This window comes from Christiangramia qingdaonensis, assembly GCF_048381525.1.
Lineage (GTDB): Bacteria > Bacteroidota > Bacteroidia > Flavobacteriales > Flavobacteriaceae > Christiangramia.
Genome location: NZ_JBLWIM010000012.1, coordinates 550,250 through 565,945, shown reverse-complemented (window position 1 = coordinate 565,945; position 15,696 = coordinate 550,250). Strand labels below are relative to the sequence as shown.

Genomic DNA, 15,696 nt, shown 5'->3' with positions numbered 1-15,696 from the left:
TGATTATCTTTGCGCAAGCTTTTAAAATTCAGGCATGATCCAATCGATGACAGGCTTTGGGAAGAGCGTTACACAAATTCCCACCAAGAAAATCACTGTTGAACTCAAATCTCTCAACAGTAAGAATTTTGACCTGAATGCCCGCATTCCGTCGCAATACCGTGAAAAGGAACTGGAGCTTCGAAATATTATCTCCGATTCTCTTGGTCGCGGTAAAGTAGATCTTTCTATTTATGTGGAATCTACCGCAGAACAAACTTCTACAAATGTCAATACTGAAGCAGTGAAGATCTACATGGATCAACTTCGGAAGATTGTAGATGCCAGTGAAATTGAGCTCTTGAAGATGGCCATTAAAATGCCAGATGCTCTTAAAACTGAACGTGAGGAGATCGATGAAGAGGAATTCATTGTGATCGAAACTGCAGTAAAAGATGCTTTGAAAGAGATCAATAAATTTAGAACAGATGAAGGTGAAGCGCTCGAAAAGGATCTTCAACTTCGTATCAATAATATAAAATCCTTACTGGAAGATGTGATCAGGATCGATCCAGACCGTGTGGAAGCCGTTAGAGAAAGACTTCGGAAGGGTATAGAGGAGATAAAGGAGCAGGCAGATGAAAATCGTTTTGAGCAGGAGATCGTATACTATATCGAAAAATTTGACATTACTGAAGAGAAGGTAAGACTGGATAACCATCTTGATTATTTTCAGAAGACGCTGGATTCTTCAGATTCCAATGGACGTAAGCTTGCGTTCATCTCCCAGGAAATAGGAAGAGAGATCAATACCATAGGCAGCAAATCCAATTATGCACCAATGCAACAAATGGTGGTGCAAATGAAGGATGAACTTGAAAAGATTAAAGAACAGATCTTAAACGTATTGTAATGGACGACGGTAAATTGATCGTATTTTCAGCTCCTTCAGGATCAGGTAAAACTACCATAGTTAGACATTTACTGAAACATGAGGAATTGAAACTTGATTTTTCAATTTCAGCTACCTCGAGAGAAGCCAGAGGTGAAGAAAAACATGGGCAGGACTATTATTTCCTTTCTCTATCAGATTTTAAACAAAAAATTAAAAACGACGAATTCCTGGAATGGGAAGAAGTCTATCGCGATAATTTCTACGGAACCTTAAAAAGCGAAGTGGAACGAATCTGGGCAAAAGGAAAGCACGTCATTTTTGATATTGACGTGGTTGGTGGATTGGATATCAAACATATTTATCCAGACAGAACGCTCGCAGTATTCGTGAAACCTCCAAGTATCGAAGAATTAAAGATCAGGTTAAAAAAGCGTAAGACTGAAAGTGATGATAAAATAAATATGCGTGTAGCAAAAGCTTCCATTGAGCTTGCAACCGCACCTCAATTTGATTTTATTATCGAGAACAATCACCTGGGAACTGCTTTAAAGGAAGCTTATAATTTGGTTTCCAATTATGTTGGCGCAGATAACATAAAAGTATGAACAGGAAAGTAGGTTTATTCTTTGGGTCTTTTAATCCTATCCATATAGGTCATTTGATCATTGCAAATCATATGGTAGAACATTCAGATCTTGATGAGGTCTGGCTCGTCGTGACTCCGCACAATCCGCACAAAAAGAAAAGCAGCTTACTTGATAATCATCACAGACTCGAAATGGTGTATAGGGCTTGTGAACATTTCGAAAACCTCAAACCCAGTAATATTGAATTTGGTCTGGAGCAACCAAATTATACCGTAAATACGCTTGCACACTTACAAGAAAAGTTTCCTACGAATGAGTTCTGCCTAATTATGGGTGAAGATAATTTAAAGAGCTTGCACCGCTGGAAGAATTATGAGGTTATACTTGAAAATCATCAGTTATATGTTTATCCTCGAATAGCTGAAGGTATGGTGGTTGAAAGATTTAGAAATCATTCAAAAATAACCAGAGTTGAAGCTCCAATCATAGAGATCTCAGCAACCTTTATAAGAAAATCTATTTCCGAAGGAAAGAACGTAACACCTTTATTGCCAGATGATGTCTGGAAGTATATTGATGAAATGAATTTTTATAAATAAGTAAAGACTGTTTAAAAATCCGTTTTTGAATATTCAAGTTTGCTGATTGAACCTACTTTTTTCATTGTGGAACTACAAGCATAAGAACGTCGACTGCTCTCAATTTAATATTCTCAGGACTCTTAAACAGTCTTTGGAATCTATCTTTTACTATCCATTGGAGGTATTCTTAGAACCTGCCCGGGATAAATTTTATCTGGATCATCCAGCATAGGTTTATTTGCTTCGAAGATCAATGGATACTGGTTTGGATCCCCATAATGCTTTTTAGAGATCTTACTCAAAGTATCGCCTCTTTCTACAGTATGGAATACAGCTTCAGGCTCTTTGCTTTCAACATCCATTCTATCGTCTACCTGCGCAATTCCTTCAGAATTACCTACAACCAGTACGATCTTTTCACGAGTTGCCTGATCTAAAGCGGTTCCTGTGATCGTAGCCATATCGTCTTCAATATTGATATGAAGATTATCAGCTTTTAGGTTCAGGTCGCGAACAGTTTCTTCCAGATTTCTTGAAACCCTCTCATTTTCCTTCTTCTCTTTTAACTGATTATCTGTTGTACTTACCTCATTATCCTTTGGCTTATCAGCACCAAAGATCTTTTTTCCTGCATTCTTAATGAACGAAAATAATCCCATTATTTTGATTTATAGTTAGTTATTTAAATGTACAAAAGCCTTGCAGATTCGCTCCACTTGTGCATCCTAAAGTTTTCTCAAAATTGAAAACAAAAAAAACCGCTCCTTCCGAAACGGTTTTTTTCAACTAAATAACCAACCAAAAAAACTAAGAATGTAAACTTTACAAAAGTATATGTAAAGCACAGTATTAGAACGACTACAGATTTATCAAATTGTACAGCTTCTAAACTTTAACTGTTAACCTTTTGCGTAGTAGAATTACAGCATTCTCAATAATTATACTGAAATACCGAACAATTCTTTCAATACCTCTAAAATTGACTATTTTTGGAGAAGAGAATGTAATTATATGGATAAAGCTCCGAGTTTTGGTGTCATTGGTGGAGGTAGCTGGGCAACAGCTATCGTGAAAATGCTATGTGAAAATCTTGATAATGTGAATTGGTATATGCGCAGTGTTTATGCCGTGGAACACATTAAGAAACAGGATCATAATCCTAATTATTTAAGTTCAGTAGAATTTAATAATGATCAGCTTACACTTAGTAATGATATTAATGAAGTTGTCGAGGCTTCAGAATTTATCATTTTCGCCATTCCTTCTGCTTTTCTGAAAAGAGAACTGGATGCACTAACGATCCCACTCCATAACAAAGTTGTTTTCTCTGCAATTAAAGGGATCGTTCCGGAAACCAGTCTAATAGTTGGAGAACATTTCAACCAGTACTTTGAGGTTCCTATGGAATGCATTGGAGTTTTAACCGGACCATGTCATGCTGAAGAAGTTGCATTAGAGAGACTTTCCTATTTAACAGTTGCCTGCCAGGATGAACAAAAGGCTCAGCTGGTTGCAGGCTATCTTGGTAGCGATTATATCACCTGTAAAACTACAGATGATGTTATTGGTACTGAATATGCAGCCGTTTTGAAGAACATATACGCGATCGCCGCAGGAATTGCTCATGGTTTGGGCTATGGTGATAATTTCCAAAGTGTACTTATGAGTAATGCTATCAGGGAAATGAAGAAGTTCATCAAGAAAGTACACAAAATGAAGCGTAACATCAACGATAGCGCCTATCTGGGAGACCTTTTGGTTACCGGTTACTCTGTATTTAGTCGTAACCGAATGTTCGGGAATATGATAGGAAAAGGATATACAGTTAAAAGCGCTCAAATGGAGATGAGCATGGTTGCTGAAGGTTATTACGCTACCGAAAGTGCTTATAAGATCAACCAGGAAAAGGGAGCTAAAACGCCGATTATCAATGCCGTATACGCCATTCTTTATGAAGGTAAAAATCCTAAAAAAGTTTTTAATAAACTAGTGGACAAATTAGATTAAAATATAAGTATTTTCTTACTTATTATCTTATAAATCGCTGTTAGACAAACTTTTCAGCGATTTATTTGTGCTATTAACATCATATATAGTACTTTTACCCTACCAAATCATTTTAAACCAAAAATTATCATGAACAAAAAATTACTTTTTCTCGGCTTAGGACTTGGCCTATTCCTAACCGGGTGTGAGACTGATACTGTTTCTGAAGATATTACGACAGAAACTTCATCAGTAGTAAAAGAATCTAAAAATTCTGCGACGAAGATCCATGAACCTGTATTTCTACAGGGAATCCACGAACCGGTATTCTTAAAGAACGGATTCGAAGATTGCGATATATTTCCTATCTATGATGGTCCTAAGGACCTGAATGTTGGTAAAGGTGAAGCTATGGACTTTAGTGAGCATACTCATCTGGAAAACCTGCGTGTTGCTGGTGAACTGAATATTTGTGGTGAAATCGAGACAGAAAAAAATACGGTTATTAGACGTAACGGTGAGATGACTACGGTAGGTCTGGCAATTATAGGCTCTGAGGAAGAACCTAAAGACCTAATCATCAATTACGGTGGTCACTTCAATATCAACGGAGTCCTGATCGTAACTGGAGATTTGATCCTAAACACTGGAGCTACCCTACAGTTCCTAAATGATGACCTTGAAAACAACTGGTTATGGGTAATGGGAGATATTAGAACTGCCGATTATTCTTTTGTTTACGGTATGTACAACACCTATGAAGGCGAGGAAGATCATGACCACGACGGTCACGAACACTAGAAAATTCATTATTTCGTTATACTTAAAAAGCCGGCAATATGCCGGCTTTTTTCGTTTTCAGTATTTTCTTATCGGTAGTTTCTTACACTTAATCGAAAAAGCCTGTCGTTCAACCAGTTTCATTTTGAACATAGAGATTAATTGCTATTTTTACCTGCCCAAATACTTTAACTAACCTATTTACCATGAATAAAAGATTATTCGGATTCAGCCTAAGTGCGATCCTATTATTTGCATCCTGCGAAAAGAACAGTATTTCAGACGAACCTTCTCAGGAATCTGATTTCAGTATTGCAGATGCTTCAGAACTTTCCTCTGCGATCGATTTTAACGAAACTGGAGTTATTGGTTTTGCCTCGATTAGCAACAATAGAAATTCAGATGCTTCTACCGTTTTTGGTATCGAGCAGATCGCTTCGCTTGAAGCTCCTGAAGTTGATGGAGTAAAACTTAGAGCTACACATGTAGACGTAAAAGGTGATTTCGCTTATGTTTCTTATAATAAAGAAGGCGCCACTTATCTTGGAGCTATCGATGTTGTAGACATCAGCGATAAATATGAACCTATCTTAATTAATAGAATAAAAACTAATGTCGCAGACATTAACTCTTTATTTGCAGATGATAACGGCTACCTGGTTTTCACCGGTGCTTCAGCAAAAAATAATCGAGGTGCAGGAATGCGCTCGCTAATGGGATATTTTAACCTTGAAAGAGGAAATCTTCCATCTACTATAGTTAGAGATGTGACTGAATCACGTATTGATTCAAATTACTATCTAGACTTTGGTAATACCGGAAATGCCGGCGTACATATCTTACCATTCGATGGACACGCAGTTTCTGTTACCGGAGATGCTGGATCTATCACTCAATTCATGTATCCTGGTGATCTTACTGCATTTGATGGAATCACCACGGAAGAAATTGGAGACCTTAGATATGCTGCAATTCATAATAATACCCTTGCCGTTTTAAGTGGCGTAGACGGACTTATGAATTTTGATTTGACCGATGGTTTTAATCTTACATCTCAAATTAGCACTGCTGCACTAACTGCTGAATCAAAAAGAACAATTGCCTGGTATGGTGATAATATTCTTGTTTCTGAAGGTACAGAAGGTGCCGGGATCTATAGTTTTGAAAATAATTCTAAAGTAAGCAGTCTGCCACTTAAAATGCATCCCGATGCTGCAACTATCTCTACTGAAGATGCTGTGACTAACGCAGTTTCTACTGATGGGAATTATGTATATATGGCTAATGGAGGTGCAGGACTTGATATCTTGAAGCTTGGTGAAGATCTTACTCCACTTGCTGAAGGTATTGCAGAAATTGAAGGTAGTGCAAACTTCGTACAGGCTAAAGGTGAATATATCTACGTTGCTTCTGGAAAAGGTTTGAAAATACTTAGAATCATTTCTGCGGAAGACGCTCCAAATAATAGCCCGGAAGAATTTCTGAATTGCTCAGAGTACGAAACGTTCGATGGGAATAAAAACCTAACCATTACACCTTCTTCTACTGAGTCTTACTCTGGTGTTATGAACGTGAAGAATCTTAATGTAAATGGAACGCTTAATTTCTGCGGAACCCTAATGATCGAGAAAAGCGCAAATCTTTCCAGCGGCGGAGAAATGAATGTTTCAGGAGCTATGTATCTTGGTAATAACAGATCTGCTGAAAATCTTACGATCACCTCTGGAAGCACACTTAGAGTAAACGGATTGGTTGAAATTCACGGAGACCTGAATATTCAGAGTAACGGAAAGCTGGAATTCGTTGGTGAAGGTTCAAAAATATATGTTGGAGGAACAGTAAAAGTTCATGATGGTGGTGCTCTTGAAGGAGAGTTTGAAGATCTTAATGACAGGTTTTAAGAAGAAAAAGAATATACAGAACTAAAAAGCCTCCAAATGGAGGCTTTTTTTTGTGCTATAATCGAGTTATCATTTTGCAAGAATTCCTTTTTCGGGAATTACCGGGATCTCCACCCGTGCATTTTCCCGAATGCTATTCGCCTTAAAAACAAAAGTCTTCTCGTACATCTTATTATTCTTGAAGAAAGTTACCTTAAACTCATTATTCAGCTTTAGAACATCTTCCTGAAGGAATTCGATCTTGGCGAAATTCTTTGCCGGCAGTACTTCAATTTTGTGTCGCATAGTAGAAGTTTCCTTCTTCTTATCAAAACCTCTTGATACAATAAGCGCCATCTCCAAAGCTTCCGAAGAAGCATTGATCAAATAGGCATTCCATTCGTAGGACTCGAATTGTTCGTTCAATACATAGACCGCAGCGAGGTATACCTCTTCTACTTCTGGTATTTCAATATCTTTCCTCAAAATGTATCCTCAGCTTTGTGTTTGATCTTTATCCACAACCAGTACAGGAGTGCTGCTGCAACTGCAAGCAGGATCAATCCTAAAGTCAGTTTGATAACCGCGATCACAAAGGTCACATAAATGATGATTCCCAGGATAATTGCCCCAATAATGAGGATAGCGTATTTTTTCATTATAGTGCAGATTTAAATTGCTCGAGAAATCTCAGGTCATTCTCGTAAAACATCCTGATATCTTCTATCTGGTAAAGCAGCATGGCAATTCTTTCAATTCCCATCCCAAAAGCAAATCCTGAATATTCCTGTGGGTCTATATTACAATTTCTTAGAACGTTCGGGTCTACCATTCCGCAGCCCATAATTTCAAGCCAACCCGTTCCTTTGGTGATTCTATAATCGGTTTCAGTTTCAAGACCCCAATAAACATCCACTTCAGCACTTGGCTCGGTAAACGGGAAATAAGAAGGTCTAAGGCGTATTTTTGATTTTCCGAAGAGTTGCTCTGTAAAATATAGGATCGTTTGTTTCATATCGGCAAAAGACACGTCCTTATCGATATACAATCCTTCAACCTGGTGAAATATACAATGTGATCTTGCCGAAATTGCTTCATTTCTGAAAACTCTTCCCGGAGAGATCGTTCTAATTGGCGGTTTATTCTCTTCCATGTAACGAACCTGAACTGAAGAAGTATGTGTTCTCAACAAAATATCAGGATCGGTTTGGATAAAGAACGTATCCTGCATGTCTCTTGCCGGGTGGTACTCTGGAAGGTTCAGCGCAGTAAAATTATGCCAGTCATCTTCCATCTCCGGTCCTTCAGAAACATTGAATCCAATATTGCTGAAGATCTCGGTGATCTGGTTCTTAACAATGGAAATGGGATGCCTGGAACCTATTTCAACCGGTTCTCCCGGTCTGCTAAGGTCACCATACACACCTTTTTCTTCCTGACTGTTCTCAAGACTTTCCTTTAAAGAATTTACACGCTGGGTTGCAGCATTCTTAAGCTGATTGATCACCTGGCCAAATTCCTTCTTCTGTTCATTTGGAACATTCTTGAACTCAGCAAAATAGTCGTTCAGAATCCCTTTTTTACCAAGGTATTTGATTCGGAAAGTTTCTATTTCTTCATTCGTAGCGGCATTAAAGCTTTCAACTTCAGCAATATGCCCTTTAATCTTATCAATCATTGGTGTAGTCTTTTCAGAAGCGCAAATTTAGTAAAATTAATACCGAAAATCGTGCGCTTTAAATGCTTATTCTGAAGTTGCCACTTCCGAAGAAAGAGACTTTACTAGCAACCTGTCCCGGTAAATAAAGCTCATAAGAAAAAATACTGAAAGTGCCCCGAAGCTGTGCCATAACCAGTGTGTGCCCATAGGAATTACATACATAAATCCATCCAGCACCCTGAAGCTGATGGCGAATCCAAAACTGAGAAATGCCAGTAAAATATAAACCCAGTTCGCAGATCGTGTGGTAAGGAAATAGGTGATCACAGGAAGTAAAAGTCCCAGCGCTGTTCCCACGTAGCCTACAGAGGTTTGTACACTATCATCCCAGGGGAGCATACGTACTCCAAACACCAGAATCAAAATTAGTACGATAAGCCAGATCCTATTCCGGTTGGTGATTTCAAGTTTTATCGTATAATATACTGAAACTGCAAGGCATAGAAATATAATTGGAAGCCAGTCCAGGTACATCCAGAAATCATGACTTCGGGTTGCGTGATAAACGGTACCTCCAACAAACCCCATAAAAAGAATAGGAAGGCTCCAGGCTAAAAATCTATGATTGCGATAGTCGCTATAGACCTTTAGCGAAAAGTAGATAATGATGAGTAAAAAGAAGATATTGCTAAAAGTATTGAACGGTTCCACCGGTAATCTTCCGGGGATTGTTTCCTGGTAGATAGGACCACTATCATTTGGAAACGAGTCAAAACTTAGCAAAAGATTCATTTATGAAATATACTTTTTTTCGATAAAATAATTGACGATCGCTTCCTTCATCAAAACTGACTGCTCGCCGGCTTTTAGACTTGGTAACTCCTCCTTTACTTTAAAATGTGGCCAGCTGTCTTCATCAAAATAATCGAACTCATAATAACCGTAAGGCTCCAGCAATGTACAAATTGCGATATGCATTAAATCGAGTTTATGATCCTTCTTAAACTTTCGGTGAACCTGACCCAGTTCCTGTACGCCGATTAAGTATATAATAGCATCCAGCTCCAAAATTTCTCCATCTGCAAATTGATTGGATAATTTGGTTTGTAATTCCTGCCAGCGCTCTTTTAATTGTTCATCTCTTGCCATACTGCAAAGATATCATCTAAGATTTTATAATTATTATATTTGACGCATGAATACAGTGGATATTATCCTGGGTATTTTCCTGCTTTACGGATTGGTACGTGGTTTCTTCAGAGGATTTTTAACTGAGCTTGCCTCTTTGGTAGGACTAGTAGCCGGTATATACGGTGCCATTCATTTCTCCTATTACGCTGGTGAATTTCTTTCGCAACATGTAGATTGGGATATCGAAATCATCAACCTTGCGAGCCTGGCCATTACCTTTTTGATTATCATTTTCGTGGTACCCTTAGTTGGTAAGATGCTTACTAAAGTAGCAGACTTTGCAGCGCTTGGAATCGTAAATAAACTATTAGGAGCTGTATTTGGATTACTGAAATCTGCGTTTGTTGCCAGTGTAATCATCATGTTCTTCATGACCAGCAATAAAACCCTTGAATTTGTAGAAACTGAAACACTTGAGGATTCTGTCCTTTATGAACCGGTAGCTGTGATCGCCCCTATCATTTTACCATCGATCATCAAACAGGTGAAAGAAAAAGACCTTTGGGATACTGAAGCGGAAGCTAAATAAAAAAAAACCGGAACCACATTAAAGTGATCCCGGATCCTTAATATTTCTGTGATTAATATCTTATAGCAAGCTTACTTTCCCATTTGAGATAGAATACACGCCTCCAACGATTTTAATCTCACCATTATCTTCCATTTCCTTAAGAATCGGACTTTTCTCTCTGACCCTGTTCATGGTAAGTTTTACGTTATTTTCAACCACACCAGCAACAAAATCAGAATTGCTGGAATTCCTTTCGCCACTAGTTTCAGTTGCTTTTACGGCAGGTTTAATATTGCTTAATAAATGTGTAATGTTACCTAGTTCAACATCATCACAGGCAGCTTTAACTGCGCCGCAAGCTTCATGTCCCAGTACCATCACCAGTTTACTGCCTGCAACTTTACAGGAGTATTCCAGACTTCCAAGAATATCAGTATTTTCAAAGTTTCCTGCTACCCTGGCAGAGAAGATATCTCCAACTCCCTGGTCGAAAATAGTTTCTAAAGGCACTCGCGAATCGATACAACCAAGAACTACTGCCTGTGGCCATTGTCCTCCTTTTGTCTGTTCCACCTGGGATGCATAATCTCTCTGATGCATCTTAGCATTGGAAAAACGCTCGTTTCCTTCCATTAGATCCTTCAGCACGGCATCAGGACTCAAATTTGTTTGCTTGTCTTTATTGATTATATCTTTAATCATAATTCATTTTTATTATTAGATTTAGGTTAATGCTGATCTACTAAATTAGCTGATCTTCTTCTGTGCGAAAAATTCCTGGTAACTATCTGGATTCTCAATAGTTCCTCTTTCTGAAATAATCTTAATGTCAATATTCTTTTCCGCAGCCTTTACTCTGAAATCGTCAAGAATTTCTATAATATCGTTATCAAGATACCTGCTCTTTCGCACATCCATGATAAGATAAGAATTCTCTTTTAATTTATTCAGTTCTTTAATGATCGCACCCTTATTGATAAAAGTCACTTCTTCAGCAAGAGTCATTTTTACAGTCTTGTTTTCATCAGTTTCATTTTCAATGTGAAGGAAGTAAGAATTCTGGTAAGATTTGATAAGAATTACTACGATTCCAACGGCTAGTCCAAGGCCAATTCCAATTAGAAGATCACCGAATACGATTCCAACGATGGTCACAATAAATGGTATGAATTGCTTCCATCCTTTCAAATACATCTCTTTAAATAAAGCTGGTTTCGCCAGTTTGTATCCTACAAGAAATAGAATAGCTGCCAATACTGAAAGTGGGATATAATTTAGAATATTAGGAATTACTACGACCGAGATCAATAGTAAGAAACCATGTAGAATAGCCGCCATTTTAGTTTGTCCTCCAGACTGTATGTTGGCAGAACTTCTTACGATTACCTGTGTAATTGGCAATCCACCAATCATACCTGAAAGCATGTTTCCTGTCCCCTGAGCGAAAAGTTCACGATTGGTAGGAGTGGTTCTCTTGTGCGGATCCAGTTTATCTGTTGCTTCCACACACAATAAAGTTTCCAGACTGGCTACTAATGCAATGGTGAATCCAGTGATCCAGATCTGCAATGAACCAATCATTTCGAAAGAAGGCAAAGTAAACTGACCAACGAATGAATCAAAACTATCGGGCACCGGAACATTTACCAAATGCTCCTGGGAAATTCCAAAAGTCTCATCTCCTTTAGTAAGCAGAAAAAATACAATTCCCGCTCCTACTGCAACCAAAGGCCCCTGTACAAGTTTAAAGAATTTACCCTTATCACTTAAAACAGTTTCCCAAAGCACAAGAATAATCATTGCAATAATAGCGATCAAAGTTGCTCCCGGGCTAATACCATTCGCCATGTTGAAGATTTCTGAGAACGTATTCTCTCCATCTACCTGGAAAAATGCCCAGTCACCTTGAGGATCATCGTCGTAACCAAAGAAGTGAGGGATCTGCTTCAGGATAATGATAATCCCAATACCTGTAAGCATTCCTTTAATCACCGAGTTTGGGAAATAATATCCAATAATACCTGCTTTTAGAAGTCCGAATCCAATCTGGATTGCACCACCAATCACTACGGCTAGCAATAAGTTCTCATAACCAATATTTGTGATCGCTGCAAGGACAATAGCTGCAAGTCCCGCTGCCGGTCCACTAACTCCAAGACTCGAACCACTAATGGCTCCAACCACGATACCACCAATGATACCGGCAATTAAACCAGAGAATAACGGAGCACCACTGGCTAGGGCAATACCAAGACACAAGGGAATGGCAACAAAAAATACGACAATACTTGCCGGAAAATCTTTATTTAAATGCTTAAACATATATAACGTATTATGTCAGGAGAAACTCCTGTAATCTTAAAACTGAATAATAAATGGGTTCACGAATTTACCGTGACTGTATAGGTCTGGAAGTACTATGCCAGTTTCGGAGGAGGAGAGGTAATGGAAAGAAAAACCTTATACCTGCTTTCTCTGTAGTTATGTCCATCCTGCTTCCTAATTTGAAGATAATGGATGCTGTTGTAATTAGAATCCATTTCCTCAATAGTGTACTCGAGACTGATCTGGTTCTTGGAAGAACTTTCCTCTTCATTCACATTATAGGCAATAGAAATATCAACATTTCTGTCGATCAAAGCAATAATGCTGGGAGTGCACAGAAACGCTGTAAATATAAAAGCCAGAATGAAAGTGATGTTTTTCACAATTGTAAAACTAAGTCAAATTTCAGAACTATAAGGAAAACTATAATAATGAATTGCAAAGACTTTATCAAAAATATTTACAACTTCCTGATATTCTGACTTTTAACCCAACCCTGAGCGCCGTTGGAAAGTTCGATTCTAGACCATTCCTGAAAATCTTCGAGAATCTTTGCTTTTGTACCTTCGTGAAGTTCGTAGCTAGGTTCACCGCGCAAATTAGGCTCATCCCGTACCTCTACAACTTCCTGGTATATGATCGCGTACTGGTTATCCTCGACATAGGCTTCCTGCTGGAAGGCAAATATTACAGAAATGATACAGGCAATTACACTTAGAGATGCAAAACCCAGGAATAATCTCTTCTGAAGAGAGCTTCGGGAGAAATAATAGAGCAGGAATAAAATAACAAAGATCACTGAAAATACAATGGCAAAGATTGCCCATCCAGATGCAGTATATTTTGAGATCATGTTCCCAAAAGAAGCTGAAAGACCCGTTTGCTCAACCTCATCTATATCGTCTATCGCCATGTTACTAGCAAACTCTATGTTATTCTTAATATCCTCATCTTTTGGTTGAAGCTGAAGTGCCTTTTCAAAATAATAGATACTCGGCGCGACATTATTCAATTTATAGTGAGCATTTCCAAGATTGTAATAAACCTCTGCTGAAGCTTCACCGTTTTCTATGATCTTCTCGTAACTAGAGATAGATGCTTCAAATTCTCCGTTTTGATAAGCTGCATTTGCTTTGTCAAAAAGTTCCTGGTTCTGGGAAAACCCAAGAACAGAAACAAATAGAAAGATAAGAACGATTACTTTTCTCATGTTATAGTTGTTTATCCAGGGTTGAAATTACTCGAACTGCTTTTTCGTAGTCTTGCTGCATAGCGTCTGATGATGCCGGGGTATAACGTGCATATTCACAACTGGACAAAAGAGCTATAAACTGCGTCGTAGTTTGCTCATCGACCTGCTTCTCGCTAAGTATTTGCTGAATCCTACCCTTACTCATTTCACTGGTGGTAATTCCCAGTTTCGCTTTCAGATAATTGTGCATCGATCTTTCCAGGGCAAGATAGAATTCCTTCTGATCTCCCAAATTCCTTTTTGCTTCTGAAAGATATTTTCTAGCCAGTTTATCTGCTTTTCGAATTCTGTTTCCAGTAACATCTGCGGCTCTTTTATCTCTTTTTCTTCCGAAGAGAATAAACAGTGGAATCGCTGCCAGCGGAAGTATCAAAGCCGTCCAGAAACCAGCGGAACCAAAGAAACCTGAATCGTCAAGAGGTTTCAAATTAGTCTTCAACTTAATGAATCTAAACTGGCTGTCATTGAAAGCAACCGGTTGCTTATTAACTCCGGAATTGCTCATAGTATTAGATCCTGCCAAAGGTCCGCTATCAACACTTATCAGCATCTCATCTGAAGTATGCGTGATATAGGTTTCACTTTTTGGATCGAAATAAGAAAAGGACAATGCCGGAATTGGATATTTCCCTTTTCTAGTTGGTATGATCGTATAAGAATTGGAAATACTTCCCTGCATTCCGTTCAAATTCGTATTTACATTTTCGCGACGTTCAGGATCATACATTTCCAGAGATGAAGGTGCGGTTAGTTCTGGAAGGTCGAATAACTTTAAATTTCCGTTACCTTTTACTTCAACTTTCGCCTGCAGACTTTCACCTGCATTCAATTCGTTTTTACTACTACTTACGCTAAAATCAAATTTCCCTACAGCTCCGGTAAAGTTTTCCGGCGCATTCGTTGGCAAAGCTTTTACCTTAATTTTCTTATTATCTGCCGCCACGGTTTTATTAACCGTTTTGTATATTCTGCTTCCAAAGATATCGCGGCGTTCACTAGGAACATCCACCGCCACAGATAATGTAAGTGGCTCAATATTTAATTCACCCGTTTTCTGCGGATAAAGAATTGCTTTTTTTAGCACTACGTAACGGTAAGGTTCTCCTCTATATTCTTCATTTTCTGCACGCAGCTCTTTGATGTTAATAGTTTGGCTCCAAAAGTCACTATACTTTGGACTGTCCATTTCTTTCCAATTGCTTACGCTAATTCGCGGACTCACATATAGCTTGTAAACTACGGTGATCGCTTCATTTAAATATGGATTTCCCTTAGAAACTTCTGCTACGAGATGCAGATTATCCTCGGCGATCAATTCTGTATTATTCCCATCGGTAGGTTTGTCTACGGCAGCGGTTACCTCAACATCTATGGGCGATGTTTTATAAACCTTATCATCGATAACGATCTCAGCCTGTCCAACGGTGAGTGTACCACGCTTTTTCGGCTGGAGATAAAAACTATAGGTCTTGGAATAAGCCATTTTCCCATTGAGGATACTCGTACTTATTTTCTGATTGGGGCCGCCAACTATGGTAAAATCTGAAAAAGAAGGAGCATTGAAATTGTCTCCATCTTCGTTCATTTCAAAATCAACCCGAAGCCGTTCATTAATTCCCAGCTTCTCCCTGCTAACCTTGGTTTCAAAGCGCACCTGCGCCTGAAGCAAACCTCCGGTGAACATTAAAAAACTTAAAATCAATAATTTTGTTCTCATCATTATCTATATCAACGCAATTTTTAGTCAGAAATTTTAAAAATTCTTACCAGTCCTTTTCAGCCTTAACCTTCACGCCCTTGGCCTTCTGCGCATTAATTTTATCCTGTACTTTCTTTTCTTCATTATTCATGGCTTCCAGCAAACTTTGGATTTGTTGCGGAGATAGTTGACCCTGTGCTGGTTTTGGCTTTTGCTGCTGTTTTTCATCTCCCTGGCCATTATCCTCTTTTTTCTCGTCGCCTTCCTGCTTTTCCTTATCCTCGTTTTGATCGCCTTCTTTCTTATCCTTTTCGTTCTCTCCCTCGTCCTTAGGCTTTTGATCCTGCTTTTCGTCTTCTCCACCTTCACC

18 protein-coding genes and 1 pseudogene are annotated in these 15,696 nt (G+C 38.5%); 7 read left to right on the top strand and 12 right to left on the bottom strand.

From position 1 onward, the window contains the following. The first annotated feature begins 34 nt into the window (after positions 1-34). From ACNI3T_RS07515 to nadD, 3 genes are read left to right on the top strand one after another with little or no spacing between them, the layout of a single operon-like run. Positions 35-892 (top strand): YicC/YloC family endoribonuclease, encoded by an 858-nt coding sequence (locus ACNI3T_RS07515; RefSeq protein ID WP_418227287.1) that lies wholly within the window; start codon positions 35-37, stop codon positions 890-892. Then, positions 892-1,479: a guanylate kinase gene (gene gmk / locus ACNI3T_RS07510; protein WP_418227286.1), complete on the top strand. Its 588-nt coding sequence runs from the start codon at positions 892-894 to the stop codon at positions 1,477-1,479. Before ACNI3T_RS07515 ends, gmk begins: the two co-directional genes overlap by 1 nt. Next, positions 1,476-2,060: a nicotinate (nicotinamide) nucleotide adenylyltransferase gene (gene nadD, locus ACNI3T_RS07505; protein WP_418227285.1), complete on the top strand. Its 585-nt coding sequence runs from the start codon at positions 1,476-1,478 to the stop codon at positions 2,058-2,060. Before gmk ends, nadD begins: the two co-directional genes overlap by 4 nt. Positions 2,061-2,200: 140 nt before the next feature. On the opposite strand, the gene lysM is transcribed toward nadD, so the two are convergent. Then, on the bottom strand, positions 2,201-2,701 hold the full coding sequence (lysM, locus tag ACNI3T_RS07500; protein ID WP_418227284.1) for a peptidoglycan-binding protein LysM: 501 nt from the start codon (positions 2,699-2,701) through the stop codon (positions 2,201-2,203). Between the two features lie 352 nt (positions 2,702-3,053). On the opposite strand from lysM, the gene ACNI3T_RS07495 reads away from it, so the two are divergent. The 3 genes from ACNI3T_RS07495 (at position 3,054) to ACNI3T_RS07485 (ending at position 6,709) form a co-directional block, all read left to right on the top strand. Further along, entirely contained in the window at positions 3,054-4,049 is a 996-nt protein-coding gene (locus ACNI3T_RS07495) for an NAD(P)H-dependent glycerol-3-phosphate dehydrogenase (RefSeq protein ID WP_418227283.1), read from the top strand. A gap of 129 nt (positions 4,050-4,178) precedes the next feature. Continuing rightward, the gene (locus ACNI3T_RS07490) at positions 4,179-4,829 is read left to right on the top strand and encodes a hypothetical protein (RefSeq protein WP_418227282.1); all 651 of its coding nucleotides are present in this window, start codon (positions 4,179-4,181) and stop codon (positions 4,827-4,829) included. 185 nt (positions 4,830-5,014) lie between these two features. Further along, a complete protein-coding gene (locus ACNI3T_RS07485; RefSeq protein ID WP_418227281.1) occupies positions 5,015-6,709 on the top strand; it encodes an LVIVD repeat-containing protein in 1,695 nt (564 codons plus the stop codon). 69 nt (positions 6,710-6,778) lie between these two features. Here ACNI3T_RS07485 and ACNI3T_RS07480 read toward each other — a convergent pair whose 3' ends face one another. The 5 genes from ACNI3T_RS07480 to ACNI3T_RS07460 all read right to left on the bottom strand — a co-directional run bounded on the left by ACNI3T_RS07480 (position 6,779) and on the right by ACNI3T_RS07460 (position 9,497). After that, positions 6,779-7,174: a hypothetical protein gene (locus ACNI3T_RS07480; protein ID WP_418227280.1), complete on the bottom strand. Its 396-nt coding sequence runs from the start codon at positions 7,172-7,174 to the stop codon at positions 6,779-6,781. Further along, complete coding sequence (locus ACNI3T_RS07475) at positions 7,171-7,347, bottom strand: hypothetical protein (RefSeq protein ID WP_185739439.1); 177 nt, start codon at positions 7,345-7,347, stop codon at positions 7,171-7,173. The genes ACNI3T_RS07480 and ACNI3T_RS07475 overlap by 4 nt, the downstream gene beginning before the upstream one ends. Then, positions 7,347-8,366 (bottom strand): phenylalanine--tRNA ligase subunit alpha, encoded by a 1,020-nt coding sequence (gene pheS / locus ACNI3T_RS07470; RefSeq protein WP_298528633.1) that lies wholly within the window; start codon positions 8,364-8,366, stop codon positions 7,347-7,349. The genes ACNI3T_RS07475 and pheS overlap by 1 nt, the downstream gene beginning before the upstream one ends. Positions 8,367-8,432: 66 nt before the next feature. Next, positions 8,433-9,140, bottom strand: coding sequence for a hypothetical protein (locus ACNI3T_RS07465; RefSeq protein ID WP_322301458.1), 708 nt, complete (start codon positions 9,138-9,140; stop codon positions 8,433-8,435). Further along, entirely contained in the window at positions 9,141-9,497 is a 357-nt protein-coding gene (locus ACNI3T_RS07460) for a hypothetical protein (RefSeq protein ID WP_322301459.1), read from the bottom strand. It abuts the gene before it with no gap. Between the two features lie 46 nt (positions 9,498-9,543). On the opposite strand from ACNI3T_RS07460, the gene ACNI3T_RS07455 reads away from it, so the two are divergent. Further along, a complete protein-coding gene (locus ACNI3T_RS07455; protein ID WP_418227279.1) occupies positions 9,544-10,068 on the top strand; it encodes a CvpA family protein in 525 nt (174 codons plus the stop codon). Positions 10,069-10,128: 60 nt separating this feature from the next. On the opposite strand, the gene ACNI3T_RS07450 is transcribed toward ACNI3T_RS07455, so the two are convergent. The 6 genes and pseudogenes from ACNI3T_RS07450 to ACNI3T_RS07425 all read right to left on the bottom strand — a co-directional run. After that, positions 10,129-10,752, bottom strand: coding sequence for a carbonic anhydrase family protein (locus ACNI3T_RS07450; RefSeq protein ID WP_418227278.1), 624 nt, complete (start codon positions 10,750-10,752; stop codon positions 10,129-10,131). 45 nt (positions 10,753-10,797) lie between these two features. Then, complete coding sequence (locus ACNI3T_RS07445) at positions 10,798-12,372, bottom strand: SulP family inorganic anion transporter (protein WP_322301462.1); 1,575 nt, start codon at positions 12,370-12,372, stop codon at positions 10,798-10,800. Positions 12,373-12,467: 95 nt separating this feature from the next. Continuing rightward, on the bottom strand, positions 12,468-12,758 hold the full coding sequence (locus ACNI3T_RS07440; protein WP_322301463.1) for a hypothetical protein: 291 nt from the start codon (positions 12,756-12,758) through the stop codon (positions 12,468-12,470). A gap of 77 nt (positions 12,759-12,835) precedes the next feature. Beyond that, the gene (locus tag ACNI3T_RS07435) at positions 12,836-13,585 is read right to left on the bottom strand and encodes a tetratricopeptide repeat protein (RefSeq protein WP_418227277.1); all 750 of its coding nucleotides are present in this window, start codon (positions 13,583-13,585) and stop codon (positions 12,836-12,838) included. Between the two features lies 1 nt (position 13,586). Then, positions 13,587-15,344: a BatD family protein gene (locus tag ACNI3T_RS07430; protein ID WP_418227869.1), complete on the bottom strand. Its 1,758-nt coding sequence runs from the start codon at positions 15,342-15,344 to the stop codon at positions 13,587-13,589. 46 nt (positions 15,345-15,390) lie between these two features. Next, positions 15,391-15,696 (bottom strand): annotated as a pseudogene (locus tag ACNI3T_RS07425) (tetratricopeptide repeat protein); the annotation flags it as partial.